This window comes from Corynebacterium mucifaciens (assembly GCF_012396315.1).
GTDB lineage: Bacteria > Actinomycetota > Actinomycetes > Mycobacteriales > Mycobacteriaceae > Corynebacterium > Corynebacterium mucifaciens.
Window position 1 is genome coordinate 83709 of the sequence record NZ_JAAXPF010000002.1, and the last position, 26976, is coordinate 110684.

Sequence of the window (26976 nt, forward strand, 5' to 3'; positions counted from 1 at the left end):
GTAGTCCCTGTGATCGGAGCCTTGAAATGACCGACAAGCCGGTGAAGAAAACGGGTCCCTCGGTGCGCAGTATGTCAGCCCGTCTGGCACGTTCGCTGACCGGCAACGGCCGCTCCAGGATCAACCCGGTGCTCGACCCGCTTTTGTCGCTGCACCGGAAGTTTCACCCCAAGGCGGACGCGGAGCTCCTCGACCGCGCGTACCTCACCGCGGAGCGCTTGCACGAGGGCGTGTTGCGCAAATCGGGCGATCCGTACATCACCCACCCCCTCGCTGTGGCCACGATCTGCGCCGAAATCGGCATGGACACCACTACGTTGGTGGCGGCGTTGCTGCACGACACGGTGGAGGACACCGACTACTCGCTAGACGACCTCACCCGCGACTTCGGCCCTGAAGTGGCCAAGCTGGTCGACGGCGTGACCAAGCTGGACAAGGTCGCGCTCGGCGCGGCAGCGGAGGCCGAAACGATCCGCAAAATGATCGTGGCGATGGCGGAGGATCCGCGAGTGCTGGTGATTAAGGTCGCGGACCGCCTGCACAACATGCGCACGATGCGCTTCCTCCCGCCGGAAAAGCAGGCGAAGAAGGCGCAGGAGACCCTCGACGTGATCGCCCCGCTGGCGCACCGCCTCGGTATGGCGAGCGTGAAGTGGGAGCTGGAAGACTTAGCGTTTGCGATCCTGCAGCCGAAAAAATACGAAGAGATCGTCCGCATGGTGGCCGACCACGCGCCCTCGAGAGACCGCGCCCTGCGTGAGATCACCGATGTGCTGCAGCGTGAACTTTCCGCAAACGGCATTGAGGCGGAGGTGATGGGCCGGCCAAAGCACTACTGGTCCATCTACCAAAAGATGGCGGTGCGCGGCCACGACTTCAACGAAATCTTTGACCTCGTTGGCATTCGTGTGTTGGTGGATACGGTCAACGACTGCTACGCCGCGATCGGCGTGGTGCACTCGCTGTACTCCGTCATGCCGGGTCGCTTCAAGGACTACATCTCAAAGCCCCGTTTCGGCGTGTATCAATCGCTGCACACCACCGTGATGACCTCTACTGGTCGCCCGCTCGAGGTGCAGGTGCGCACCCACGAGATGCACTACAACGCTGAGTTCGGCGTAGCGGCCCACTGGCGGTACAAGGAAACGAAGGGCTCCCACAAGGGGGACCAGGCCGAGGTGGACCAGATGGCGTGGATGCGCCAGCTGCTGGACTGGCAAAAGGAGGCCGCGGACCCGAACGAGTTCTTGGACTCACTGCGCTACGACCTGACCAGCCAGCAAATTTTCGCCTTCACGCCCAAGGGCGATGTGGTGGATTTGCCTGCGGGTTCGACGCCAGTGGATTTCGCGTACGCCGTGCACACCGAGGTGGGCCACCGCTGCATCGGTGCCAAGGTGAACGGCAAACTGGTCACCCTGGAAACCGAGCTACAAAATGGCGACCGGGTGGAGATCTTCACATCGAAGGACCAGAGCGCCGGCCCGTCGCGTGACTGGCAGGACTTCGTGGTCTCGCCCCGTGCGAAGGCGAAGATCCGCCAGTGGTTTGCCAAAGAACGCCGCGAGGAGCAGCTCGAAGCTGGCCGCGACGCACTCGCCGCTGAGGTGCAGCGGGGCGGGCTGCCGATGCACCGGTTGTTCACAAATGACTCCATGCGCCAGGTGGCGACCCGGTTGCACTACCAGGATGTGGACGCGCTTTACACCGCCATCGGCGCCGGCAACGTTTCCACGCAGCATGTGGCGCACTTGCTCATGGACATGTTCGGCGGCGACGACGACGCTGTAGACGCGCTGACTGCCCGCACCCCGATGTCCGCCCTTGTGCGCCCGCAGACGAGCGGAGACGGGCCCGCCATCTTGGTAGAGGGCAGCCCCGATGTCATGGCCAAGCTAGCGAAGTGCTGCCAGCCGGTGCCTGGCGACGCGATCTTCGGCTTTGTCACACGCGGCGGGGGAGTCTCTGTCCACCGCGCCGACTGCACAAACGCGTCCAAGCTCAACGAGGAACCGGAGCGTTTGGTGGACGTGGGGTGGGCGAACCAGCGATCGTCTAGAAGCGCGTCGCGCGCCACAATCCAGCTCGAGGCACTGGACCGGAACGGCCTGCTCACGGAAACCACGGGTGTGCTCTCCGAGGCGAAACTCCCGATCTTGGCGATGTCCTCGCAGGCGGGTCAGGATCGCATTGCGACCATCCGGTTAACCATCGAAGTCTCTGACATCAAACAGCTGGGTTCGATCATGAACCAGATCCGCAACATCGAGGGCGTTTTCGACGTCTACCGCGTCACAGCCTAGCGGCGGTCTTAGGCACCCTCCTTCAACCTCGCGGCGGCGCAGGTGAACGGAGGGTGAAATTTTGATGTACGCGGGGTTATTTCCCCAGCGGAACACTTGCAGCGCACTCGTTTCACTCTGCGAAAACGGGGTACGCAGGCTACAAGTGAGGGACATCCGCACGAAGCCAAAGGAGTTCCCGTGTTCCACTTCCGCCGCGCCGGCGCCCTGATCGCCGCAACCACGACGACCGCAGTGGTGCTCACCGCAACCCCGTTCGCCGCCGCAGCCGAGGCCGACCAGGTCACCATCAACGTCGCCAACATCACCGACTTTCACGGCCGGCTGAAGGCGAACCCGTCTGAGGATAAAACGACGGGAGAACCGGTATGGAAAGCCGGCGATGAGATGGGAGCGGCCAACGTCGCGGGCATCATGAACTACCTGCGCCAGCAGAACCCGAACACGATTGTCACGTCCTCCGGGGACAACCAGGGCGGCTCCGCGTTCATCTCATTCATCTCCGACGACAAGTACACGATGGACTTCCTGAACGCCATGGGCACCGACGGTTCCGCCGTGGGCAACCACGAGTTCGACAAGGGCTACGAGGATCTCATCAACCGCATCGTCCCTGGCACGGACGATAAGCAGCTCGGCGCCAACATCTTCGTGGCTGGCAAGCAGCCGGTGCAGCCCTACACCATCGTGGAAAAGAAAGGTGTGAAGGTCGCCCTCGTCGGCACCACCTCCAACCTGACCCCGCAAAAGTCCAGCCCGGCCAACGTTGCAGGCGTGGAGTTCACCGACTCTGCCGAGCAGGTCAACATTGAGGCGAAGAAGCTCAAGGAAAGCAGCGAGGCCGACTTGGTCATCGCGCTCATCCACGACCCGGCGGACACAAGCGCGGCGAAGCTCAACCCGGAATACGTGGACTTTGCCTTCGGCGGCGACGACCACATCAGGCGTCTAGAGCTCAACCCTGACGGCACGGTGCCCTACGCGCAGTCCCACGAGTACGGCAAGGTCGTCACCGATATTGCTTTCACCTATGACAAGGCGAAGGACGAGCTCGTGAAGGTTGCGGGCCGGCAGATCGACGCGTCCCAGCTACAAGAGCTCGGCATCACCCCGGATCCGAAGGTTGAGGCGATTGTCGCGGAGGCCGATGAAAATGCCACAGAATTGGGCCAGAAGGTTGTCGCCACCATCGATGCAGACTTCAAGCGTGGCTCTAACCCCGACGACACGCCGGGGTCAAACCGTGGCACCGAGTCCACCGCGAACAACATGCTGGCCCAGTCCGCCGTCGCCGCACTTTCCGACTTCCTAGGTACCGAGATCGATTTCGGTGTCATGAACGCTGGCGGTGTCCGCGATGATCTTGCACAGGGCGAGGTGACCTACGAACAAGCGGCAGCAGTCCAGCCGTTCGGTAACAATATCGCCGTTGCGACCCTCTCAGGTGCCGCGATTAAGGAAGCCCTGGAGAACCAGTGGCGGACCGAGGAAGCCGCGGAGAAGTCCGGCCGCCCGCGCCTGGACATGGGCCTGTCCGACAACGTGTCGTACACCTACAATCCGAATGCAGAGCGCGGCAACCGAATCCTCGACATCAAGATCAACGGCGAGTCTGTGGACCCGAATGAGGACTACACCGTCGCGGCGTCGACCTTCTTGCTCGACGGCGGCGACGCCCTGATCAACGAAAACGAGGTCCGTAACCGCAACGACGTCGGCTACAACGACCTCCAGGCCTTCGTGGACTATTTGCAATCCGGTGAAGCCAAGGTCCGCGCCGGTCAGAAGGACGTCGGCGTGGTGCTCCCGGAGGGTGGCCTGAAGGCCGGCCAAAAGAACACCATTACGCTGACCTCCCTGAGTTACTCCTCCGAGGGCGAGCCGAAGGCCACTACCGTCACCGCCAAGCTGGGCGAGACCGAGGCGACGGCGGAAGTCGACAACGAAGTGACCGGCGCCGACAAGGGCCTCGGTGAGCAGGGCCGCGCGACGGTCGAGCTGGATATCCCGGCTGGTGTCTCTGGCGAGCAGACCCTGAATATCACCACCGACGCGGGTACCAACGTGTCGCTGCCGGTGACCGTCGACGGTGAGGGTGAGACCGGTTCGCCTACAGGAAAGGCCACCGATGCACGCCTCGGCATCATCCTCGGTGTGATCGCTGCAGTTCTGGCACTCATCCTCCCGCTCGTGTTCGCGTTCGAGATCGACGCGGTGCTCGGCCCGATCGCACGCATTAACCCTAGGTAGACGGATCAATAACAACGCCGCCGCTTCCTCCCCTGGAAGCGGCGGCGCGGTTGCGCGAGCTCGCCGGCGGACTACTTCACCGTTGCTTTCTCAATACGGACGTCCTCTGCCGGAGCCCCATCCTGCGCGCCGCCTTCAACGCCGGCCTCAGCGATCGCGTCCAAGGTGGCAAGGCCCTCGTCGTCGATCTGGCCGAAGTAGGTGTAGAGGGGAGGCAACACGGAATCGCCGTAGTTGAGGAAGAACTGGGAGCCGTTGGTGTCCAGCCCCGCGTTCGCCATCGCGATAGTGCCGCGGTCGTAGCGCTGCGGCTGGCCGGTCTGCTGCAGCATCATCGCCTTCGTCTGCCGCCGTTCTTCCTCGGAGGCGCCCTCGGGCACACCGGCCTCGGACAGGTCGACGGTGTCGAGCGCCTGGTCAGTGGGCAGCTCGTTGGCGAACTGGAAGCCCGGGCCGCCAGCGCCGGTGCCGTCCGGGTCACCGCACTGCAGCACCTTCAGGCCGTCACCGGTGGTCAGGCGGTGGCACACCGTGTCGTTGTAAAAGCCCTCCTGAGCCAGGTACTCAATGGCGTTGACCGTGCACGGTGAGGCGGCGCGGTCCAGCTCCATACCGATCGGGCCCTGGTTCGTCTCCAGCTCCACCGTGACAGTGCCCTCGGCGGAGACGTCGTCGGCGGGAGGCATTCCCGTGCCACCGTCCCCGTCCTCGTTGTAGGTGCAGCTCACGCTTGCCGGCAAGGCCTGCGCGCGCTGCGTGGCAATCGGCTCGTACTGGGAGGCATCGAATGCGTTCTCTTCAGCCGCCTCCGACTCAGCGGTAGTTTCCGACGCGGCCATGTCGTCGTCGCTGTCGTTGGTAGCGGCGAAATAGATGCCGCCGCCAATGAGGGCGATGACGGCCGCAGAGATGGCCGCGACAGACCAGGGGCGGGCCTTCTCTTTCCGGTCGCGCGACTCCAGTTCGCGCTCCAGGTTGGACAACGCTTCCTTGCCGCGCTGCTCGTTCGATGCCACTGGGCTTCACCTCGCCGTGTCGTTGGGGTGGGCGGAGCTGCCGTCGATACGCGACCGCCCATGAACGGCTAGTCAGCCTAGCAGGCGGGATATAGTGGCCGGCATGAGAATCACCGGTTTCGCCGCTGGACCGTTTCAGACTAACTGCTACGTGGTTGCTAACGGTGATCGCGCGATTGTGATCGACCCGGGCCTGGGCGCCCACGATGTTGTGGCGCGGCTTGCCGACGAAAAGGGTTTCACGGTTGAAGCCGTGGTGCTCACCCACGGCCACATCGACCACATCCGCGATGCGGCCGCCTTCGGCGTGGAGACGTTTGTGCACCCGGCGGACGCGTTCATGCTGCTGCGCGGCGACGGCGTCAGTGAGCAGGCGCGCGAGCTTCACGACGCCTCCGGCATGCAACCCATCGACAACCCAACACCGTTAGCGGACGGGCAGGTGCTGACGGTGGCGGGTCTGCAGCTGCGGGTGGTGCACGCGCCGGGGCACTCGCCTGGCTGCGTAATGCTGGTCGGCGACGGGGTAGTGTTTTCTGGCGACGTGCTATTCCGCGGGTCGATCGGACGCACGGACCTGCCGGATTCGGATCCGGCGCAGATGCGCGAAAGCCTCCGTGGGCCGGTGTGGGAGCTCGCTGCCGAGCTGCAGGTTTTGCCCGGCCACGGCGCGGCGACGACGGTAGAGCACGAGCGCGCCACCAACCCTTTCCTGCGCAAAGCCAACGCAGGACGCTAACGCGGGAGGCGGTAGCGCTGCACTAGACTTGCCCCCTGTGAGCGAGAACCAGAAGGACCACTTTCAGAAGCTTTCCGCCCCGAAGGGTGTGCCGGACTACGTGCCGCCGGAATCCGCGGCGTTTATCCGCGTCCGCGACGAGTTCGCGCGCCAAGCCCGGGTTGCCGGTTACCAGCACATCGAGCTGCCCGTCTTCGAGGACACTGCGTTGTTCGCCCGCGGCGTCGGCGAGTCCACGGACGTGGTGAGCAAAGAGATGTACACCTTCGAGGACCGTGGCGGTCGTTCTGTCACCCTTCGCCCAGAGGGCACCGCGGGCGTGATGCGCGCGTTTATCGAGCACAACATGGACCGCGGCTATCTTCCGGTGAAGTTGAACTACTACGGCCCGTTCTTCCGCTACGAGCGCCCGCAGGCCGGACGCTACCGCCAGCTCCAGCAGGTGGGGGTGGAGGCAATCGGCATGGATGACCCGTTGCTGGATGCGGAGGTCATTGCGTTGGCCGACCGTAGTTACCGCGCTATCGGGCTCACCGGTTTCCGCCTCGAGCTGACTAGCTTGGGCGACAAGCAATGCCGCCCGGCGTACCGCGAGAAGCTGCAGCAGTTCCTGTTCGACCTGCCACTCGACGAGGAAACCCGCCAACGCGCGGAGATCAACCCACTGCGCGTGCTGGACGACAAGCGCGAGGAGGTCAAAGCGATGACCGCCGATGCACCGCTCATGCTGGACTTCCTTTGCGACGAGTGCCGCGCGCACTTCGAGGCCGTGACCTCAGCGCTCGACAGCTTCGGCGTACCGTATGAGATCAATCCGCGCATGGTGCGTGGGCTGGATTACTACACCAAGACCACCTTCGAGTTCGTCCACGACGGCCTCGGCGCCCAATCCGGCATCGGCGGGGGCGGCCGCTACGACGGTCTGATGGCTCAGATTGGCGGACCCGACCTGTCCGGCATCGGTTACGGTCTCGGCGTGGACCGCGCTGTGCTCGCCCTCGAAGCCGAAGGCGTTGAGCTGGAGGGCGCCGACAGCCGCGTCGACGTGTTCGGCATCGCCATCGGCGACGACGCGAGGACGACAATGAGCAAGCTTATCGACGAGCTCCGCGCCGCAGGCGTCTCGGCCGACATGTCCTACGGGCAGCGCGGCCTGAAGGGCTCGATGAAGGGTGCCGACCGCGCCGGGGCGAAATTCGCCCTGGTGCTAGGGGAGCGGGAGCTGGAGGCCGGGGAGGTTGCGGTGAAGAACCTCGCCGATCACGCGCAGGAATCGGTAGCACTCGACGCTGAGGCGGTTATCCGGGCGGTGCGCTAGGCGCACTCAGCACTCGGTGATGTTCACCGGGAGACCGAGCTGCACGGCGAGACCGCCCATGGAGGTCTCCTTGTACTGCGTCATCATGTCGCGGCCGGTTGCGGCCATTGTCTCCACAACGTCGTCGAGAGTGACAATATTGGTGCCGTCGCCGAGCTTGGCCAGGCGGGCTGCGTTAATCGCCTTAACCCCGCCGATGGCATTGCGCTCGATGCAGGGCACCTGGACAAGGCCGCCGACTGGGTCGCAGGTCAGGCCCAGATTGTGTTCGAGCGCGATCTCCGCGGCGTTCTCCACCTGCTGGGGTGTGCCGTTGAGCACGGCGCACATGCCCGCAGCCGCCATGGATGACGCGGACCCGACCTCGCCCTGGCAGCCCACCTCGGCGCCGGAGATCGACGCATTGGTTTTGATGATCGAGCCGATGGCTCCGGCAGTGAGGAGGAACTCGCGGGCCCGTTCTGCCGTGAAGTCATCGGTGAAGTCGCGGCAGTAGTGCATAACCGAGGGGATGATGCCGGCGGCACCGTTGGTCGGCGCGGTGACAACTTGCCCGTGAGCGGCGTTTTCCTCGTTGACCGCGAGCGCGTACAGGTTCACCCACTCCATCGCATCTAGGCCGCGGGCGGTGGAGGCCTCGTATTCGGCGGTGAGGAGACGGTGCAGGCGGTTTGCCCGGCGCCTGACGTTCAAGCCGCCGGGCAGCACCCCCTCCGTCTTCATGCCGTGGGCGACACACTCTTGCATCACGTCCCACACGGCGTCGAGGTGCGCGTTGAGCTTGTCGCGGCCGTGGATCGACTCTTCGTTTTCCCGCATGATCTCCGCGATGCTCATGCCGGTTTCCGCGCAACGTTGCATCAGCTCAGCCCCGGTGTCAAAGGGATAGGGCACGGATGCGATCTCGCGGGCGGAGGCGACGCCGGATTCGTCTCGGTGTTCCTCCATCTCCCAGCGGTCCAAGATGAAGCCGCCGCCGACGGAGTAGAAATCCTCCCGCTCGGCCAGAATGCCACCGTTTTCATCCCATGCATCGAAGATGATGCAATTGGGGTGCGCCGCCACCGGCGCCGGATCGAACCTCAGCTCGTACTCCACAGTTCCAGCGGGGCCGGAGATCGTGCCGGTTGCCGGGATGGGCTCACCAGGCTTTGGCGCAATGTCCGCGGACGTGGTGGTGGGGGTGTAGCCGACCAGGCCGAGCAGCGCGGCGCGGTCGGTGCCGTGCCCGACACCGGTAGCAGCCAGGGAACCCCGCAGCTCGACAGCCACCTTCGCGGGGTAGGTATCAAGCTTGTCGATGAGGGCGATAGACGCGCGCATCGGCCCGACCGTGTGGGACGATGAGGGGCCGATGCCGATGCTGAACAGGTCGACGACGCTGACGAAGTTTGCTGACATGCCGTGGATGATACCGGACTGCGGTCTCCGCAGAGCCCGTCGCAAAGCGCAAGCTCATATCGCTTGCGCGAGAGCGGGGATGTCGGTGGCTCCGAGCACCGAGATGGGCTTTTGCGTGGATTTGCCGTGCTCCGTGATGATCGCGAGACGGGGTACCGCGCCCGACGGTAGCGGGGTGCTCAGCGCCTCGACGGCAGCGGCGGCTGTCACGGTGCGCCGGAGGAAAATCGGCTGATCCAGCTTGCCGCTGTGGGCGAGCACGTCCGCGACAGTCCCGGTTGAAATGGTGCCGTCGTCGCGTAGCTCGGCCGCGACCCAGCGCGCGATGGCGTTCGTGGTGAGAAGCCCGACGCACTCGCCACCGTCGTAGATGGGAAATTGCGCGAGCCCCTTCGAGGCGACGATGCCGAGGGGCTCTCGTATGTCGTCGTCGAGGGAGAAGCTGACCACCTGCTGGTGCTCAACGATCGCGAGCGCCGCCGTGGGGGCCAGCAGCGTGTCGCGCAACCGCTCAATCTGCGCAACCGTCTCCGGCAGGGGCTCCGCAATTGGCCGCAGGTCCTCGTACTCGCCGTGGCTAATCGCGTTACGGAGCTCCGCAAACTCCTGCAGCGTCTCGGACTGCTGCAACGTCAGCACTCCCTGCCTCGCCGCCAACCGGGCCAGCCATGAAAACGAGTCCGACTTTTTCGCCCCCAGCGCATCCCGGAGAAACCGTTCTATTGCGTTAAACGCAGCAAGAAACGGCACGGCGCGGTTGGTATCGGCATTGCTCATGCCGGCCACTGTAGCGCCGTGCCGTTGCAGCAAAAGGGCGAAAATTAAAGGCTAGCTCTTGTACACGCCGCGGTTGAGGGTGTCGCACGCGGACATTGCGCCGGATTCATACCCGGACTTAAACGCCTCCATGCGCTGCTCGGACGAGCCGTGGGTCCACGCATCTGGGTCAACCTGGCCGCCGGAGCGGCGCTGAATGTTGTCGTCGCCGATGGACTGTGCCGTTTGCAGTGCCTGCTGCAGCTGCTCGTCAGAAATGGGCTCAAGCGACGCGTTCTCGCCCCGGGAGGCGTGGTGCGCCCAGATACCCGCGTAGCAGTCCGCCTGCAGCTCCAGAGCGACAGCAGCGGAATCCTGGCCCGGGTTCTTGTAGTCGCTCAATCCGAGCGTGCCCTCCAAGTTCTGGATGTGGTGGCCGTACTCGTGCGCGGTGGCGTACTCCTGCGCCAGCGGGCCGTTGGAGCCGCCGAGCCTGCCGAGGTCGTCGAAGAAGCTCACGTCGAGGTACGCGGTGGTGTCGCGCGGGCAGTAGAACGGACCGGTGTCGGCGCTTGCAAAGCCGCAGCCGGTGTTCACGTCGTTCTTAAAAATGGTCATGTTCGGCTCGGTGAACTGGGTGTCGGACTGCGCCGGCAAGACCTGCTCCCAGATGGTATTCAGGGAACCCCACGTTGCTGCTGCGCGGCAGTCGTCATACTTGTTCGAAGAACCCGGCTCTTGGCAGTGTTCCAACGTGTAGTTGCCCTGGGACTGCGACTGGGTCTGGGAGCTGTCTTCGCCACCGAGTATCCCGTTGAACGCGCCGCTGAAGTACAGCAACGCCAGCAGCACCACAATCACAGCACCGCCACCGCCACCGCGAAGTAGCAGCGGCAGTAGCATCATGGCGCCCGATGGCAGGCCGCCACCGCCGCCTTGGCCAGAGCCCGAGCTTGTGCTGACGTTGCCACCCTGGCCTTGTGCGTAATCGCCTCTGAAAGTCATGCACAGAATTGTGCCAAATCACGCGTGCACGCGCGGGGTAGACCCAGCGCGGTTCCCGCCGTGAGAGGGGGCGGGCGCGCTATTTCGGCACGGCAGGTAAGATTTGCCAGGTTAGTTTTGCCATCACGTGGAAGGACGTGGAAACCGTGCTGCGCACTCACCTTGCGGGGAACCTGAATAAAGAACTCGACGGCCAGACAGTGACTCTCACCGGCTGGGTCGCACGTCGGCGCGACCACGGCGGCGTCATCTTTATCGACCTGCGTGACCGCTCCGGTCTTGCCCAGGTGGTCTTCCGCGAGTCCGAGGTGGCTGAGGCCGCGCACGACCTGCGCAGCGAGTACGTCATTCAGGTGACCGGCACTGTGGAGCCGCGCCCGGAGGGTTCCGCCAACCCGAACCTCGCATCCGGTGAGATCGAGGTCAATGTGACCGATCTGGTCGTGTTGAACAAGGCGGCCGCGCTGCCGTTCCAGATTGAGGATGCGTCCTCCAACGAGGTGGGCGAGGAAGCCCGACTGCGTTACCGCTACCTGGATCTGCGCCGGGAGCGGCAGGCGAAGGCGATGCGCTTGCGCGCGAAGGCGAACCAGGCGGCGCGGCGCGTGCTGGACAACCACGACTTCACTGAAATTGAGACCCCGACGCTGACGCGCTCCACCCCCGAGGGCGCGCGCGACTTCCTCGTACCGGCGCGCTTGAAGCCGGGTTCGTGGTACGCGCTACCGCAGTCTCCGCAGCTGTTCAAGCAGCTGCTCATGGTGGCGGGCATGGAGCGCTACTACCAGCTCGCCCGCTGCTACCGCGACGAGGACTTCCGAGCGGACCGTCAGCCCGAGTTCACCCAGCTTGACGTGGAAGCCAGCTTTGTGGACCAGGACGACGTCATCGCGCTGGCAGAGGAAATCCTGGTTGAGCTGTGGAAGCTTATCGGCTACGAAATTCAGACGCCGATCCCGCGCATGACCTACAAGGAAGCGATGGAGAAGTACGGTTCGGACAAGCCCGATTTGCGCTTTGACATCCCGCTGGTGGAGTGCACCGACTTCTTCAAGGACACCACGTTCCGTGTGTTTAAGGCCGAGTACGTCGGCGCTGTTGTGATGGACGGTGGCGCGTCGCAGCCACGCCGCCAACTCGACGCCTGGCAAGAGTGGGCGAAGCAGCGCGGTGCAAAGGGCCTTGCCTACATCCTTGTGCAGGAGGACGGCGAGCTGACCGGCCCCGTGGCTAAGAACATCACCGACGAGGAGAAAGCTGGCATCGCCGAGCACGTTGGTGCCAAGCCGGGCGACTGCATCTTCTTCGCAGCAGGCGAGACCAAGGCGTCGCGCGCACTGCTCGGTGCCGCACGAGGCGAAATCGCCCGCAAGCTCGACCTGATCAGGGAAGGCGATTGGGCGTTTACCTGGGTTGTGGACGCACCGCTGTTCGAACCGGCAGCAGACGCCACGGCGTCCGGCGATGTCGCGCTTGGGCACTCCAAGTGGACCGCAGTGCACCACGCATTCACCTCGCCGAAGCCGGAGTTCCTGGACAACTTCGAGCAGAACCCGGGCGAGGCGCTGGCGTACGCATACGACATCGTGTGCAACGGCAACGAGATCGGTGGCGGTTCCATCCGTATCCACCAGCACGACGTACAAAAGCGCGTCTTTGAGGTGATGGGTATCACCGACGAGGAGGCGGACGAGAAGTTCGGCTTCCTGCTGGACGCGTTCCAGTACGGCGCGCCGCCGCACGGCGGCATTGCGTTCGGCTGGGACCGTATCGTCTCGCTGCTGGGCGGTTTCGAGTCGATCCGCGACGTCATCGCATTCCCGAAGTCGGGCGGAGGCGTCGACCCGCTGACGGATGCGCCGGCCCCGATCCCGGCAGAGCAGCGCAAGGAGACCGGTGTGGACTTCAAACCGAAGAAGGCCACGGAGACGGCCGGCGACGAGGTCGAGGCTGCCGGCGCCGAGAAGTAGGCCACCCATGGCAGATACGCCGGAGATCATCCGCGTCGCCGCCGACATCTTGACAAAGCGGTATGGCGGGAAGCAGGAGCTTGTCGACGTCGAGCGGCTTGACGGCTCCGGTGTCGCCGAGGTGTACCGCGCTAGGGTGGTGAATAACCCGTTCTTCCAGCACCGCTCGGTGGTGGTGAAGCGCTCGCCGGCGTCGGGTGACGAATTGGTGGACGCTGCGTTCTTGCGCGAGACAGTGGCCTACCAGTTTGCGACGTCGCTAAGCCCGAGCGCTCGGCCGGGACCAGTCCTTCTGGGCTACGACACAGCCCAGCGCGTGCTCATCATCTCCGACTTGGGCGATGGCCGCACGCTGGCGGACGCCCTGCGTGCCGCGGATGAAGCCACGCACACCGACATCCTGCGCAAACTCGGCAGGGCGCTGGGCATGATGCACGCCGGCACAGCGGACGAGGAAGATGCCTTCAACGTTTTGTTGCAGCGCATGACCCGTTCACGGCCGAACTCCGCCAACCTGCAAAAGCTCCGCGACCGCCTGCTGTCGCACCGGATCCGCATCGGCGTCAACGTGCTCGAGGGTGCTGGCGTGGCAATCCCCTCTGAGGTGCGCATCGCGGCGTCCAACGTGCAAAGCCGCTTGCTGCGCGGCGGGATGCGCGCATTCACCCCGTTCGATCTCACCCCAGACAACATCGTTGAGACCGACAGTGCCTTCCACTTCTTGGACTACGAATGGGCGGGGTACAGGGATGTGACCTTCGACGTGGCCTTCGTTGTGGCCCGCTTCCCGGCGTTTCTCGCCGCGCAGCCGTTTAGCGCCCAGGCCACAGAGGCGTTTGTGGATGCCTGGGTGCGCGAGGTGCGCGACGTGTGGCCGAGCGTGCAGCACCCAGACACGCTGCAGGCGCGTATCACGGCCGCCTTGATCGGATGGGCGATGAGCAGTGTCGCGTTACTGGACCCGTTGAGCTTGTCGGAGCTGGCGGAGCACGACGAGCAACTCCGGGCAGATTTTGTAGCAGCCGGGGTCGACGTGCCCTCGCCTGACCTGGGCGGCGCGCTCGAGGCGGGCGTTTCAGGGCCGGACAGTGCACACGACGTGCTGCGGCCGCCCTCGCAAGGCCCGTTTACCGTAGATGAGGCGTTGGTGCGGCGCGATCTGCGCGAGACGTTTGAGTCGCTCGCCGCGTTTGCAGACGCAGGCGCAGACCCTGCGTACCGCACAATCTACGAGTTCGCGCAGTCGTTGGCGGAGCGGCTGCGGTAGAGGACACAGATGGAGCAAGAAGGGCTTTTCGCGGCGACAAGCGGGCAGGATCAACCAGCTGCAACCGGCAACCGCGGCACAACTTTTTTCGAGGCGGGAGCGAGTGCGCCGCTTGCCGCTCGAATGCGCCCGCGCTCGTTGGACGAGGTGGCGGGGCAGCGGCAACTGCTCAGCGAAGGCAAGCCGCTTCGCAGGCTCATCGACGGCTCGGGTGCGGCCTCGGTGATCCTGTACGGCCCGCCGGGCACCGGCAAGACCACGATCGCCTCGCTCATCGCGTCGGCGATGGGGCAAAACTTCGTTGCGCTCTCCGCGCTCTCGTCCGGGGTGAAAGAAGTTAGGGCGGTCATCGACGAGGCGCGGCGCGACCTTATCCGTGGTGAAAAAACGGTCCTGTTCATCGACGAGGTGCACCGGTTTTCCAAGACCCAGCAGGACGCGTTGCTCGCGGCAGTGGAGAACCGGACTGTCCTGCTGGTAGCGGCGACCACAGAGAATCCGAGTTTCAGTGTGGTCGCGCCACTGCTGTCGCGTTCCTTGCTGCTAAAGCTGGAGTCGCTGGATGCAGATGACTTGCGTGCCGTGCTTGACCGGGCGTTGGCGGACGAGCGCGGTTTCAACGGGGCGTTTGTGCTTGACGACGCTGCACGCGAACAACTCGTCCTCCTCGCCGGCGGCGATGCCCGCCGGGCGCTGACCTACTTGGAAGCCGCCGCGGAGGCCGTGCAGCCGGGCGAGACGATCACGATCGACACGGTGAAGGAAAACGTCAACCGGGCGGTGGTGCGCTACGACCGCGACGGGGATCAGCACTACGACGTCGTCAGCGCCTTTATCAAATCCATCCGCGGATCCGATGTCGACGCTGCGTTGCACTACCTGGCGCGGATGATCGAGGCAGGGGAGGACCCGCGCTTCATCGCGCGTCGGTTAGTCATCCACGCCTCCGAAGACATTGGCATGGCTGACCCGACCGCGCTGCAGACTGCGAACGCGGCCGCGAACGCCGTGCAGTTCATCGGCATGCCAGAGGGGAGGCTGGCGCTAGCACAGGCAACTATCCATTTGGCCACGGCACCGAAGTCGCCGTCGGTCATCCAGGCTGTCGACGCGGCACTCGCCGACGTGCGGGCCGGAAACGCGCCGCCCGTGCCGGCGCACCTGCGCGACGGCCACTACGAAGGTGCGAAGGCGATGGGCAACGCCGTGGGGTACGTCTACCCGCATGATGACCCGAAGGGCGTCGTCAAGCAGCAGTACATGCCTGACGGTTTGGAGGATGCGGTGTATTACCGCCCCACCGAGCACGGCGCCGAGCGACGGATCCACGACTTCATCGGTAGACTTCGCGCGCTCGTCCGCGGACGGTGAACCCGGCGGCCGCGGCGGCGCGGGGTAGAGTAAGCCCGGATAAAAAACGGCGCTGCTGAAAGGACGACCACGCGTGCAGACCCATGAGATCCGAGAGCGGTTCACCAACCACTTCGTCGAGGCTGGACACACCCCGGTGCCGAGCGCCTCGCTGATTCTGGACGACCCGACGCTGCTGTTCGTCAACGCGGGCATGGTGCCGTTCAAGCCGTACTTCCTGGGCGACCAGACCCCGGACTTTGCAAACGGCACCGCCACTTCGATTCAAAAGTGCGTGCGCACCCTTGATATTGAGGAAGTGGGCATCACCACCCGCCACAACACCTTCTTTCAAATGGCCGGCAACTTTTCATTCGGCCAGTACTTCAAAGAGGGCGCGATCACGCACGCGTGGAACCTGCTCACGGGCACCGTGGACGACGGCGGGCTTGGGTTGGACCCGGAGCGTCTCTGGGTCACCGTGTACCTGGATGACGACGAAGCCGCTGGTATCTGGCGCGACAAGGTGGGCGTGCCGGAAGAGCGCATTCAGCGCATGGGCATGGAGGACAACTTCTGGTCCATGGGCATCCCGGGACCGTGCGGGCCGTGCTCAGAGATCTACTACGACCGCGGTCCCGAATACGGCAAAGACGGCGGCCCGATCGCCGACGACAACCGCTACATGGAGATTTGGAACCTCGTGTTCATGGAATCCATCCGTGGCGAGGGCGATAAAAAGGGCAACTTCGAGATCGTCGGGGAACTGCCGCAGAAGAACATCGATACCGGCATGGGCATTGAGCGCGTGGCGTGCCTGCTGCAGGGCGTGGACAATGTCTACGAAACTGACCTGCTGCGACCGGTCATTGACGCGGCCGTAGACCTCACCGGCTCCAAGTACGACGCGGGAAACAAGGACGACGACGTGCGCTTCCGCGTCATCGCCGACCACGCCCGTACCGGAATGATGATCATTCTCGACGGCGTCACCCCGTCGAACGAGGGGCGCGGCTACATCCTCCGTCGGCTGCTGCGCCGCATCATCCGCTCTGCACGCTTGCTCGGTGCGGCCGGCCCCGTGATGGAGACCTTCATGAACACCATCATGGACACCATGACCCCGTCGTTCCCGGAGATCGCGGACAACCGCGAGCGCATCCTCCGCGTGGCTGTTGCAGAGGAAAAGGCGTTCTCCAAGACGCTTGAGGCGGGCACGACGCGTTTCGACGAGGCGGCCTCTGCCGTCGCCGCCTCTGGCGCCAAAGTTCTCCCGGGCGCCCAGGCATTCGAGCTGCACGACACCTACGGTTTCCCGATTGACCTGACGGTGGAAATGGCGCGCGAGGCCGGGCTGGATGTGGATATGGCGGCTTTCGATGCCGCGATGCAGGAGCAGCGTGAGCGGGCGAAGGCGGACAACAAGGCGAAAAAGCACCGCAACGTAGACGAGTCGCTCTACCGCGAATGGGTGGATGCGAACCCGACCGAGTTCGTCGGGTACGACCAGCTCGTCCACGACGCCACGGTGATTGGTCTGGTGCGAGGCGGCGAGAAGGTCGGTGAGGTCTCCCAGGGCGACGAGGTTGAGGTGATCCTCGATGTGACCCCGATGTACGCCGAATCCGGCGGCCAGATGGCGGACCGTGGCCGCCTAGTCATGGGCGACACCATCCTCAACGTCAACGACGTCCAGCGCGTGGGGAAGAAGCTCTGGCTGCACAAGGCCACGGTGCAAAACGGTGGGCTGGACCTGGGCTCCACTGTCACCGCAGAGGTGGACGGCGCTTGGCGCCACGGTGCGCGCCAAGCGCACTCCGCAACCCACCTGATTCACGCCGCTATCCGGCAAGTGCTGGGCCCGACGGCGGTCCAGGCTGGCTCGTTGAACAAGCCGGGCTACTTGCGTTTCGACTTCAACTACACCGAGCAGCTCACTGAGGCGCAGCTGCAGGAGATCGCCACCATCACCAACCAGGCCGTGGACGCCGACCTTGAAGTCAACACGATCGAGACATCGCTCGAGCGCGCGAAAGAAATGGGAGCGATGGCACTGTTCGGTGAAAGCTACGGCGACAAGGTGCGTGTGGTGGAGATCGGCGGGCCGTTTTCGATCGAGTTGTGCGGCGGTACCCACGTCGCGCACTCGTCCCAGATCGGCCCGGTCGCAGTGCTGGGCGAGTCCTCGGTGGGATCCGGCGCCCGCCGCATTGAGGCCTACTCCGGCATGGATTCCTTCAGGTTCCTGTCCAAGGAGGCCGCGCTCGCATCGGGCCTGGCTGCCGAGCTGAAGGCGCCGACCGACCAGCTCCCGGACCGCATCGCGCAGCTCACCGAGCGTCTGCGGGCCGCAGAGAAGGAAATTGAGAATCTGCACAGGCAGCAACTCCTCGCGTCCACCGCAACCCTGGCCAACGAGGCTCAGACGGTCGGCGCGCACCGTGTCGTCGCAAAGCAGCTGCCAAACGGCATCACCACCGGCGACCTGCGCACGATTGCGAACGACCTGCGGGGCAAGCTGCAGGCGGAGGACGCGGTGATCGTGCTGATGTCCGAAGTCGACGGCAAAGTTTCTCTCGCCGCTGCGGCGACGCAGCAGGCGGTCGCGTCAGGCGTCAAGGCCGGTGACTTGGTGCAACTCGTTGGCCAGTACATCGACGGCAAGGGCGGCGGCAAGCCCGACCTCGCCCAGGGCACCGGCTCCCGCGCCGGCGGCATCGACGACGCCCTGCGCGCGGTGCGGGAGTCGCTGGCCGGGTAAGCCTTCGTGGATGGCGTGACACGCCGAGGCTGCGACCGGATGGACCCACAGGGAACAGTTAGGTTTAACCGAGGTCAGTCAAGGAAAGTCGCGGGATGCCGCGTGTCTGAAGCGGAGAGGGAACACGGATGAAGGTGCAGCCAGATACCCCGGGTCGCGATGACCCGGGGTCCGGTCGCCGCCTTGGCATCGACGTGGGCACCGTCCGCATCGGTGTGGCGTCGTCCGACAAGGACGCGACGCTGGCCACGCCGGTTGAGACGGTACGCCGTGTCACCGGGTTCAAGGACCGCGATGGTGAGGACATTGAGCGCATTCTCGAACTCATCGCTGAGTACGAGGCGGTCGAGGTCGTCGTCGGGTTGCCGGCGAACCTCAACGGCGATGGGTCGCGCAGCGTGAAGCACGCCAAAGAAATTGCTTTCCGCATTCGGCGTCGATGTGACGTGCCGGTGAAAATGGCCGACGAACGGTTGACCACCGTCGCTGCTACCCAGTCCTTACGCGCCTCTGGCGTCCGCGAGAAAGATGCGCGCTCCGTCATCGACCAAGCGGCGGCGGTGGAGATTCTGCAATCCTGGCTTGACGGCCGCAAGAACTACCTCAAGGAGAATTAATCTTGTCCACACGCCAAGCCGCCATGCGGCGAACTCGAAACACCGCGGTGTTGGTCGCGTCGCTCCTGTTGATTATCGGGCTCGTCGCGTGGATCGCTATCACCCGCGGGAGTTCAGCGTCCGATTTCGAAGGCGCCGGAAACGGCGAGGAGCAGGTTGTGCAGATTCAGGACGGCGCGAGCCTGTCCGAGCTCGGCCCGGAACTCGTGGACCGCGGCATCGTCGCGTCCGACAACGCCTTCCAGACCGCTGCCGCAAACAACCCGAACGCGGACAACATTCAGCCGGGCTTTTACCGGCTCCAGGGGGAAATGAGCGCTGAGTCCGCTGTAAACGCGCTGTTGGATCCGCAGCAGCGTGTCACGCCGCTTCAGGTCTACGGCGGCGCGACGCTGATGGACATCAACATCCTCGGTGGTCAAACACGCCTGGGCATCCTCTCCATGATCCAGCAGTCTGCGTGCGGCGAGAAGCCGGCGGCGGATTGCGTGAACCTGGAAGACCTTAACAAGGCCGCCGCCGACGCCGACCCGGCTGCGCTCGGTGTGCCGGAATGGGCGCGCGAGGCTGTAGGCGGGCGCGCGGGCGACGCGAAGCGTCTGGAGGGACTCATCGCCCCTGGCGAGTACATCATCGACCCGCACGCAAGCGCCGAGGAGATTCTCACCGACCTGATTACCCGGTCTGCCAAGCAGTACGACTCCACCGACATTGTCGGTCGCGCCAAGAACGTGGGTCTGACCCCCTACGAGCTGCTCACCGCGGCGTCGCTGGTTGAACGCGAAGCCCCCGCCGGCGAATTCGACAAGGTTGCGCGCGTGATTCTTAACCGGTTGGACGAGCCCATGCGCTTGGAGTTCGACTCCACGGTCAACTACGGGTTGCCGTCGGTGGAAGTCGCGACCACAGACGAGGACCGCGCCCGCGTGACGCCGTGGAACACCTACGCCATGGACGGGTTGCCGCAGACGCCGATTGCGTCGCCGTCGATCGAGGCCATTGAGGCGATGGAGAATCCTGCGGAGGGCAACTGGCTCTTCTTCGTCACCGTGGACAAGGACGGCACGACAATCTTCAACGACACCTTCGAGCAGCACCTCAACGACACCCAGCGTGCGGTTGATTCGGGCGTGCTGGATTCCCAGCGGTAGCGATGGGGATGATTCATCGCGCCGCAGTGCTTGGGGCGCCCATTGAGCACTCGTTGTCTCCGGTGCTGCATAATGCCGGCTACGCCGCAGCAGGGCTTGGCGACTGGGAGTACACCCGCATGTTGTGCGAAGCGGATCAGTTGCCGCGCGTCGTGGAGGAGGCAGACGACGCGTTCCGGGGCTTCTCTGTGACCATGCCGTGTAAGTTCGCCGCGCTCGAGGTTGCCGACGAAGTGACAGATCGCGCACGAGAGATCGGCTCGGCCAACACGCTCACGCGCGTTGGCAGCGGCTGGCGCGCCGACAACACCGACTGCGAGGGCGTCATAGTCGCTCTGCGCGAACTGCTCGGGGAAAGGAGCCCGCAACGAGCGGTGCTCGTGGGAGCCGGTGGCACGGCACGCGCGGTGATGTGGGCGCTTCGCGAAATCGGATGTGAGCAGGTGACCATCGTCAACCGCTCGGACCGCTCCGGTGAGTACGCCGAGCTTTCGGACGGCATGGACGTCCGGTTCCGCGCCCTTGGGGCCGATCTTGCTGAAGTTTGCATGGATGCGGATGTTCTAGTTTCCACAGTCCCCGCCGACGCCCTGGCTTCCTACGCCTCGACGCTCGGGCACGCGCCCGTGTTCGATGTGATCTATAACCCGTGGCCGACGCCGCTCGCCACCCGAGCGGCATCGAACGGCTACCCGGTGGTGGGCGGCTTGTCGATGCTCGCGGGACAGTCCTACGCCCAATTCGAGCAGTTCACCGGCTTGGAGGCACCCCGGGACGCAATGCGGAACGCGCTCTTGCGCCACTGGGAGCAGACCCACTAGCGTCTCCGCCATGGGGACAGGGGGATTGCCCATTGCTGTTGGCGTAGCCGCGTGTGCGGCATGGTCCGTCGCGCTCGCCGCAACGGATATGAGGGTTCGGCGTCTGCCTGACCCCCTCACAGTGCCGCCCGCGCTGGTTGCTGTGGTCGCGTGTGGCTGGCATCCGGCGTGGTGCTGGGGTCTCATCTGGCCGGTGCTGTACTTGGTATCCGGTGACGGGATTGGCGGGGGAGACGTGAAGCTGGCAATCTCGCTCGGCGTCGCCTGCGCAGCTGCCGGCGGGCTGGTGAGCACAGTCGCCGCCATGGGCATAGCTGGCTCCATGACAGCGGTTGCCGCCTTGTGCACTGGCCGCCGGTCGGTCCCTCATGGGCCGTCGATGCTGTGCGCGGCCTGGATGGTGGTTGTGTGCTGTGGCATGTATTCGGGGGTTTGAGGGACCCGGCGGGGATGGCTTATGCAAGAATATCGCCATGCTTCGTTGGACAACGGCCGGTGAATCGCACGGCCAAGCCCTCATCGCAATGGTGGAAAACGCCCCGGCAGGTCTTCCGGTGCGGAAGGAAGAGATTGCGCACCAGCTAGCGCGCCGCCGCCTTGGTTATGGCCGCGGCGCCCGCATGAAGTTTGAAGCAGACGAACTGACGCTGCTCACCGGTGTCGTGCACGGCACGTCGATAGGCAGCCCTATTGCCATCCAAATCGGCAACACGGAATGGCCAAAATGGACCACGATTATGTCCGCCGAGCCCGTGGACATGGATGACCCAGAGGTGGCGAAGGCCATGTCCTCCGGGCGCGGAGCTACCCTGACGCGGCCGCGGCCGGGCCATGCCGATTTCGCTGGCATGCTCAAGTACGGCTTCGATTCCGCCCGCCCGGTGCTCGAGCGCTCGTCTGCACGCGAGACTGCAGCGCGGGTGGCCGCCGCGACTGTGGCCCGCAGCTTCCTCCGGGAGACCCTCGGGGTGGAGGTGTTTTCCCACGTGGTCTCCATCGGCGAGTCGGCTCCGTATTCGGGCCCGCTCCCGAGCTTCGCCGACATTGAGGCCATCGACGCATCGCCGGTCCGTGCCTACGACAAGGAGGCGGAAGCGGACATGGTCGCTTGCATCGAGGCGGCGAAGAAGGACGGCGACACGCTGGGCGGCGTCGTGGAGGTGATCGTCGACGGCCTGCCAATTGGCCTTGGTTCGCACGTCTCGGGCGAGCGTCGTCTCGATGCGCGTCTCGCGGGCGCGCTGATGGGCATTCAATCCGTCAAGGGCGTCGAGGTTGGTGACGGATTTGCGGAGGCACGTCGCCGTGGTTCCCAGGCGCACGACGAGATGGTACGGGGTGAGGGCGGCATCTCTCGGTCCACCAACCGGGCTGGCGGCCTCGAGGGCGGCATGACCAACGGCGAGCAACTGCGTGTCCGGGCCGCCATGAAGCCTATTTCCACCGTGCCCCGGGCGCTCAAAACGGTGGATATGGCTACAGGCCAACCTGCGACGGGGATTCACCAGCGTTCGGATGTGTGCGCGGTTCCAGCTGGCGGAGTTGTTGCCGAAGCGATGGTCGCGCTCGTACTCGCGCAGGCAGTTTCGGAAAAGTTTGGCGGCGACACGGTGGAGGAAGTGCGCCGCAATGTTGAGGCGTACCGTGCGTACGTCGCTGACCGGCTCGCATTCGCACAGGAGGAGGAGCAGGAATGACCACCCCGACCGGGGGATCGCCCGCAGACATCGTGAACGATGTGGTGGATGACAGCACTTTCGACAACGCAACCCCCTTCAATGAGCACGACGCCCCCAGTGCAACGGAGTTGGTCGCAGCGGCGCCTGCAATGGTGAACTCGGCTCCCCGTGTGGTGCTCGTGGGCCTGCCCGGATCGGGTAAATCCACCATCGGGCGCAGAGTCGCAAGCGCCCTCAACCTCCCCATCGTTGATTCCGATGTGCTGATCGAGCAGGGGGAGGGCAAAGCGTGCGGCGAGGTGTACGCCGAGCTTGGCGAGGGGGCGTTTCGCGAGCTGGAAATCGGCTACGTCGCCCGCGCGTTGGCCACCGGGGGAGTAGTCAGCCTCGGCGGCGGCTCCGTTGTCACGGAGGAGGTGCGCGCGCTGTTGCAGCGCCACACCGTGGTGTGGATTGACGTCAGTGCGGAGGAGGGCATTCGGCGCACCGCCGACGACAGCACCCGCCCGGTGCTCGATGGGGAGGACCGGGAACAGCGGTACCGGGAGCTCGTGGTCGAACGGGAGCCGTACTACCGCGAGGTCGCAACGTTCCGCGTGCGTACGGACGAGCGTCCGCCGCAACGCGTGGTGGCGGAGATCCTCGGGTTCATCGAGGCGGATTAAAGAAGAAGGGCGTGCCACATGGCTGTCGTAGAAGTCACGGGTGCGAACCCGTACTCGATCCACATCGAGCGCGATAACTTGGCTGATGTCGCGCAGCGCGTCGCCGAGGTCGGAGCACGACGCGCGTTGATCGTGCACCAGGCGCCGTTGCAACCTGTTGCACAGCAACTGTCGGCGCTCGTCAAGGCGGAGGGTGCCGAGCCTGTCGCAGTCTGCGTTCCGGACGCGGAGGCGGGTAAAGACCTGCAAGTGTTGGCGGGCCTGTGGGACACGCTCGGTGAGAAAGCCTTCTCGCGCCAGGATGTCGTCGTGGGCCTGGGTGGAGGAGCTGTCACGGACCTCGCGGGATTCGCCGCCGCAACGTGGATGCGGGGCATCAAGGTCGTGCAGGTGCCAACCACGCTGCTGGCCATGGTGGATGCGGCGGTCGGTGGGAAAACCGGCATCAACACCGCTTCCGGCAAGAACCTCGTCGGCGCGTTCCACGAGCCGGATAGCGTGTTCATCGACTTGGGCCGCATTGATACCCTGCCCCACGCCGAGGTGGTTTCGGGCTCGGCGGAACTGATCAAGACCGGTTTTATCGCTGACCCGCGAATCCTCGAGCTTTACCAGCAAGGACCCCGAGAGCACTGGCCTGAACTGGTGGAGCGCTCCGTTGCAGTCAAGGCGAACGTGGTGGGCCAGGACCTGAAGGAGTCGGGTCTGCGAGAAATTCTCAACTACGGCCACACACTCGGTCACGCGATTGAGCGACGGGAGAATTACACCTGGCGTCACGGCAACGCGGTCGCGGTGGGCATGATGTTTGTCGCGCACCTCGCGCAGCGCCGGGGACTTATCGACGAAGCGTTGGTTGCCCTCCATGAGCAGATCCTCACGGGCGCCGGGCTGCCCACCCGCTACGAGGCGGGGGCGTTTGATGAGCTCTACGACGCGATGTTGCTGGATAAGAAGAACCGTGACGGGCGCATCCGTTTCGTTGTCCTTGACGGTCTCGGGTCCTGCGCCCGGCTGGAAGACGCGACGGTGGAAGAGATGCGCGAGGCCTACGAGGCGATTTCGGAGTAGCGATGAACATCCTTGTGCTTAATGGTCCCAATTTGAACAGGCTGGGAAAACGTCAGCCGGAGATCTATGGGTCGGTGACGCTTGCTGACGTCGAGAAGCAGTTGCTCGAGCGCGGCGCCGAGCTCGGCGTGGACGTGGAATGCCGCCAGTCCAACCACGAAGGCGAGCTGATCGGCTGGGTCCACGAGGCAGCGGACAACGGGTGGGCCGTGATCATCAACCCCGGCGGATTTACCCATACCTCCGTCGCGCTGCGCGACGCGCTGGTAGAACTGGAAGATCACCACGGCTTTATCGAGGTGCACATTTCAAACGTGCATGCACGCGAGCCGTTTAGGGCGCACTCCTACCTGTCGCCGATTGCCAAAGGCGTGATCGCGGGGCTGGGGGTGGACGGCTACCGGCTCGCGCTCGACTACTACGCAAGGAGGCTCTGATGGCACTGGCAGACACCCGATTTGAGGATCGCCGCCGCAAACTGTCCACGAAGCTGGCGGAGCGCCGTATCGACGACATGCTGGTCACGCACCTGACCCACGTGCGGTATCTTTCCGGCTTTTCGGGCTCGAACGGCGCGATGCTGGTGTCGAAGGACCGCACCGCCGCCATTGCCACCGACGGGCGGTACACCACGCAGATCGCTGAGGAAGTGCCGGACATCGAAGCAACGATCGAGCGCAACGTCGCTGTAGCCATGCTGTCCAAGGCTGCGGACGGCCACCGCGTTGGCTTCGAGGCCGATTACGTCTCTGTTTCGTTGCTGGAGAAGTTGCGTGAGGCGTGCCCAGACGGCGTAACCCTCGTACCGGTTAGCGGTGTCATCGAAGATATCCGCCTGACAAAGGACAACGTAGAACTCACCCGACTGACGGAAGCCGCCGAGCTTTCTGTCCGGGCGCTGGACGAGCTTCTAAGCGCGGGGGAGCTGCGGGCGGGTCGCACCGAACGCGAGGTCGCCGCGGACCTGGAGTACCGCATGCGGGTGCTGGGCGCAGAGCGCGTCAGCTTCGACACGATCGTCGCGTCGGGGCCGAACTCCGCCAAGCCGCACCACGGCGCAGGCGACCGCGTCATCGCTGAGGGCGACTTGGTCACCATCGATTTCGGCATGCACCGCCTCGGGTTCAACTCGGACATGACGCGCACGTTTGCAATCGGTGAGATCGGATCGCTCGAGCGCGAGATTTACCAGGTCACCCTCACCGCGCAGCTTGCCGGCGTCAAAGCCGCAGTGACCGGTGCGAAACTGGCGGACGTGGACAAAGCCTGCCGCGACGTGATCGAAGACGCGGGGTATAGGGAGTACTTCGTGCACTCTACGGGTCACGGCGTGGGCTTGGACGTCCACGAGGCCCCCAGCGCCGCGAAGACGGGCGACGGCACGCTGGCGGAGGGCATGACCCTGACCATCGAGCCGGGCATTTACATTCCCGGTAGGGCCGGCGTGAGAATCGAAGACACGCTTATCATCACCGCTGCTGCTCCGAAGGTCATCACGGACTACACCAAGGATTTGACCGTGCTGTAACATTGCTGTGTTTGCACACGCCCCGACACTCCCAGGAGGAAGGTACCCATATGGCAACTACCGCCGATTTTAAGAACGGCCTGGTGCTGAAGAACGAAGGCAAGCTGCAGCAGATCATTGAGTTCCAGCACGTCAAGCCCGGAAAGGGCCCGGCGTTCGTGCGCACCAAGCTGAAGGACGTCGTCTCCGGCAAGACTGTGGACAAAACCTTCAACGCCGGCGTCAAGGTGGAAACCGCAACGGTTGATCGCCGCGACATGACGTACCTCTACAACGACGGCACCAACTACGTTGTCATGGACGACAAGACGTACGAGCAGTACGAGCTTCCGGCCGACAAGTTCGGCGAGTCCGCTCGCTTCCTGCTGGAGAACATGCGCGTGCAGGTGTCGTTCCACGAGGGCGAGGCGCTGTTTGCAGAGCTGCCGATCTCCGTCGACCTGAAGATTGAGCACACCGAACCGGGCCTCCAGGGCGATCGCTCCACCGGCGGCACCAAGCCGGCGACGCTGGAAACCGGTGCCGAAATCCAGGTTCCGCTGTTCTTGGAGACGGGCAACGTGGTCAAGGTGGACACCCGCACCGGCGACTACCTGTCCCGCGTGAACAACTAATGCCCGATTACAAACGTCACGGCGCGCGGTACCGCGCGCGTCGCCGGGCAGTGGACATCCTCTTCGAGGCAGAAACCAGGGACCTTGACCCGGTAGCGGTGGTAGAAGACCGGGTGCAGCTTGCGAAGAACCCCGCGAATGCCGTTGCACCGGTCGCGGAGTACACCCGCACAATCGTCTCTGGCGCTGCGGAGAAGCTGGACGATCTCGATGACGCGATCGAACACCACCTCTCTGCGGACTGGGAGTTGTTCCGCCTGCCAGCGGTAGACCGCCAAATCCTCCGCGTTGCGGCGTGGGAGATTCTGTTCAACGACGAGGTCGACGCGCCCGTCTCCATCAAGGAAGGCGTGGAGATGGCGGCGGAATACTCCGGAGCAGATGCTGCCCCGTACATCAACGTTGTGTTGGACGGTATCGCCCAGCGCTCAGCCACCAACGCGCCTTTCGCGGGGGAAGAGGCGGAGGATGCCTACCCCGTGGAGGAGGACTCTGACGCCGAAACACTAAAGGCCAGCAAAGCGCCAGAGTGCGGGTCTGATGAGGTACAGCCGGACGTGGCACAGACGCTGGGTGAGCAACTTGAGAACGGAAACGCGGAAGCAGAAAGCGCTGAAGAGGCGCGACAAATCGCAGCGTCCACGGAGGACGTGGAGCCGGGTGCGGACGACACCCGCAGCTAGCGCAATCTAGT

Annotated in this window: 22 protein-coding genes and 1 pseudogene; 19 read left to right on the plus strand and 4 right to left on the minus strand. The window is 64.5% G+C overall.

What is annotated here, in order from left to right:
* The first annotated feature begins 26 nt into the window (after nt 1-26).
* Entirely contained in the window at nt 27-2303 is a 2277-nt protein-coding gene (locus HF989_RS02405; RefSeq protein ID WP_168683765.1) for a RelA/SpoT family protein, read from the plus strand.
* A gap of 180 nt (nt 2304-2483) precedes the next feature.
* Nucleotides 2484-4553 (plus strand): 5'-nucleotidase C-terminal domain-containing protein, encoded by a 2070-nt coding sequence (locus tag HF989_RS02410; RefSeq protein ID WP_168683766.1) that lies wholly within the window; start codon nt 2484-2486, stop codon nt 4551-4553.
* A gap of 71 nt (nt 4554-4624) precedes the next feature.
* Here HF989_RS02410 and HF989_RS02415 read toward each other — a convergent pair whose 3' ends face one another.
* The gene (locus tag HF989_RS02415) at nt 4625-5569 is read right to left on the minus strand and encodes a peptidylprolyl isomerase (RefSeq protein ID WP_168683767.1); all 945 of its coding nucleotides are present in this window, start codon (nt 5567-5569) and stop codon (nt 4625-4627) included.
* 103 nt (nt 5570-5672) lie between these two features.
* Here HF989_RS02415 and HF989_RS02420 point away from each other — a divergent pair, with 103 nt between their 5' ends.
* Nucleotides 5673-6308 (plus strand): MBL fold metallo-hydrolase, encoded by a 636-nt coding sequence (locus HF989_RS02420; RefSeq protein WP_210728933.1) that lies wholly within the window; start codon nt 5673-5675, stop codon nt 6306-6308.
* 37 nt (nt 6309-6345) lie between these two features.
* Nucleotides 6346-7626: a histidine--tRNA ligase gene (gene hisS, locus HF989_RS02425; protein ID WP_168683769.1), complete on the plus strand. Its 1281-nt coding sequence runs from the start codon at nt 6346-6348 to the stop codon at nt 7624-7626.
* Between the two features lie 6 nt (nt 7627-7632).
* Here the strand turns inward: hisS and HF989_RS02430 are convergent, their stop codons facing one another.
* Genes HF989_RS02430 through ypfJ form a run of 3 tightly spaced genes read right to left on the minus strand, consistent with a single transcriptional unit; the run spans nt 7633 to nt 10788 of the window.
* Nucleotides 7633-9027 carry an L-serine ammonia-lyase gene (locus HF989_RS02430; protein WP_168683770.1) on the minus strand — a complete coding sequence of 465 codons (1395 nt, stop codon included), beginning with the start codon at nt 9025-9027 and terminating at the stop codon, nt 7633-7635.
* Nucleotides 9028-9081: 54 nt separating this feature from the next.
* Nucleotides 9082-9804: a hypothetical protein gene (locus HF989_RS02435; RefSeq protein ID WP_168683771.1), complete on the minus strand. Its 723-nt coding sequence runs from the start codon at nt 9802-9804 to the stop codon at nt 9082-9084.
* 51 nt (nt 9805-9855) lie between these two features.
* The gene (gene ypfJ, locus HF989_RS02440) at nt 9856-10788 is read right to left on the minus strand and encodes a KPN_02809 family neutral zinc metallopeptidase (RefSeq protein WP_168683772.1); all 933 of its coding nucleotides are present in this window, start codon (nt 10786-10788) and stop codon (nt 9856-9858) included.
* A gap of 146 nt (nt 10789-10934) precedes the next feature.
* Here ypfJ and aspS point away from each other — a divergent pair, with 146 nt between their 5' ends.
* The 15 genes and pseudogenes from aspS to nusB form a co-directional block, all read left to right on the plus strand.
* Nucleotides 10935-12758, plus strand: coding sequence for an aspartate--tRNA ligase (aspS, locus tag HF989_RS02445; protein ID WP_168683773.1), 1824 nt, complete (start codon nt 10935-10937; stop codon nt 12756-12758).
* 7 nt (nt 12759-12765) lie between these two features.
* On the plus strand, nt 12766-14025 hold the full coding sequence (locus HF989_RS02450) for a phosphotransferase family protein (protein WP_168683774.1): 1260 nt from the start codon (nt 12766-12768) through the stop codon (nt 14023-14025).
* A 9-nt stretch (nt 14026-14034) separates the two neighbouring features.
* Nucleotides 14035-15396, plus strand: a complete 1362-nt coding sequence (locus tag HF989_RS02455) for a replication-associated recombination protein A (RefSeq protein WP_168683775.1) — start codon at nt 14035-14037, stop codon at nt 15394-15396.
* Between the two features lie 73 nt (nt 15397-15469).
* Nucleotides 15470-18136 (plus strand): alanine--tRNA ligase, encoded by a 2667-nt coding sequence (gene alaS / locus HF989_RS02460; protein WP_168683776.1) that lies wholly within the window; start codon nt 15470-15472, stop codon nt 18134-18136.
* Between the two features lie 128 nt (nt 18137-18264).
* Nucleotides 18265-18753, plus strand: a complete 489-nt coding sequence (gene ruvX / locus HF989_RS02465; protein ID WP_168683777.1) for a Holliday junction resolvase RuvX — start codon at nt 18265-18267, stop codon at nt 18751-18753.
* Nucleotides 18754-18755: 2 nt separating this feature from the next.
* Entirely contained in the window at nt 18756-19904 is a 1149-nt protein-coding gene (locus HF989_RS02470; protein ID WP_246233764.1) for an endolytic transglycosylase MltG, read from the plus strand.
* Nucleotides 19905-19906: 2 nt separating this feature from the next.
* A complete protein-coding gene (locus tag HF989_RS02475) occupies nt 19907-20725 on the plus strand; it encodes a shikimate dehydrogenase (protein WP_168683778.1) in 819 nt (272 codons plus the stop codon).
* 10 nt (nt 20726-20735) lie between these two features.
* On the plus strand, nt 20736-21161 hold the full coding sequence (locus tag HF989_RS02480; RefSeq protein ID WP_168683779.1) for a prepilin peptidase: 426 nt from the start codon (nt 20736-20738) through the stop codon (nt 21159-21161).
* A 37-nt stretch (nt 21162-21198) separates the two neighbouring features.
* Nucleotides 21199-22422: a chorismate synthase gene (gene aroC / locus HF989_RS02485; protein ID WP_168683780.1), complete on the plus strand. Its 1224-nt coding sequence runs from the start codon at nt 21199-21201 to the stop codon at nt 22420-22422.
* Between the two features lie 131 nt (nt 22423-22553).
* Complete coding sequence (locus HF989_RS02490; protein WP_168683920.1) at nt 22554-23069, plus strand: shikimate kinase; 516 nt, start codon at nt 22554-22556, stop codon at nt 23067-23069.
* A gap of 18 nt (nt 23070-23087) precedes the next feature.
* A complete protein-coding gene (gene aroB / locus HF989_RS02495; RefSeq protein WP_168683781.1) occupies nt 23088-24140 on the plus strand; it encodes a 3-dehydroquinate synthase in 1053 nt (350 codons plus the stop codon).
* Between the two features lie 2 nt (nt 24141-24142).
* Entirely contained in the window at nt 24143-24577 is a 435-nt protein-coding gene (gene aroQ / locus HF989_RS02500) for a type II 3-dehydroquinate dehydratase (RefSeq protein ID WP_038611794.1), read from the plus strand.
* Nucleotides 24577-25668 (plus strand): aminopeptidase P family protein, encoded by a 1092-nt coding sequence (locus HF989_RS02505; protein WP_168683782.1) that lies wholly within the window; start codon nt 24577-24579, stop codon nt 25666-25668. The genes aroQ and HF989_RS02505 overlap by 1 nt, the downstream gene beginning before the upstream one ends.
* A 50-nt stretch (nt 25669-25718) precedes the next feature.
* The gene (gene efp, locus HF989_RS02510; RefSeq protein WP_038611789.1) at nt 25719-26282 is read left to right on the plus strand and encodes an elongation factor P; all 564 of its coding nucleotides are present in this window, start codon (nt 25719-25721) and stop codon (nt 26280-26282) included.
* Nucleotides 26282-26788, plus strand: a pseudogene (gene nusB, locus HF989_RS02515) (transcription antitermination factor NusB); the annotation flags it as partial. The gene efp and the pseudogene nusB, both read left to right, overlap by 1 nt.
* Nucleotides 26789-26976: the final 188 nt, after the last annotated feature.